1 protein-coding gene is annotated in these 555 nt (G+C 49.7%); it reads right to left on the bottom strand.

The features are described 5' to 3' along the window. Window positions 1–82: 82 nt before the first annotated feature. Window positions 83–520 (bottom strand): peroxiredoxin, encoded by a 438-nt coding sequence (locus NSCA4_RS0112155; protein ID WP_003742666.1) that lies wholly within the window; start codon window positions 518–520, stop codon window positions 83–85. Window positions 521–555: the final 35 nt, after the last annotated feature.

Genomic DNA, 555 nt, shown 5'->3' with positions numbered 1-555 from the left:
AAAAGGTCGTCTGAAAATGAAAACCTGCTTGGGTAAACCCGCCAAGCTCATTTTCAGACGACCTTTTTGCTGCATTATCGGTTTATCGGGACAGCGTTTCCAAAACTTCCTGCGCGTGTCCGGCGACTTTGACTTTGCGCCATTCATGGATGATTTCGCCGTTTGCGTCCAAGACGAAGGTGCTGCGTTCAATGCCCAAAGACTCTTTGCCGTACAGCTTTTTCAGCTTGATCACGTCAAACATTTTGCACACGGTTTCGTCTTTGTCGCTCAACAATTCAAAATTGAAGCCTTGTTTGGCGCAGAAATTCTGATGCGATTTCACGCCGTCGCGCGAGATGCCGACGACGGTATAGCCGAGTTCTTTAAATTGCGGCAAACGGGCGTTGAAATCCAAGCCTTCGGTGGTGCAGCCGGGCGTGCTGTCTTTGGGGTAGAAATAGACAATCAGCGGCAGATGTTCGGCGGAGTCGAAGTCGTTGCCGCTGCTTGAGGGCAAAGTGAATCGGTATTGGGTCATGATGTATCCTTTCAGACGACCTAAGACGGAAATGT

The organism is Neisseria sicca 4320, assembly GCF_000193735.1.
In the GTDB taxonomy this organism is placed as follows: domain Bacteria; phylum Pseudomonadota; class Gammaproteobacteria; order Burkholderiales; family Neisseriaceae; genus Neisseria; species Neisseria sicca_E.
The sequence above is the reverse complement of the archived record's forward strand: the minus strand, read 5'-3'. Positions and strand labels throughout refer to the sequence as shown.

Excerpts from the sequence above, each read along its gene's own strand:
- NSCA4_RS0112155 (WP_003742666.1), bottom strand. The coding sequence starts at position 520 with ATGACCCAATACCGATTCACTTTGCCCTCAAGCAGCGGCAACGACTTC.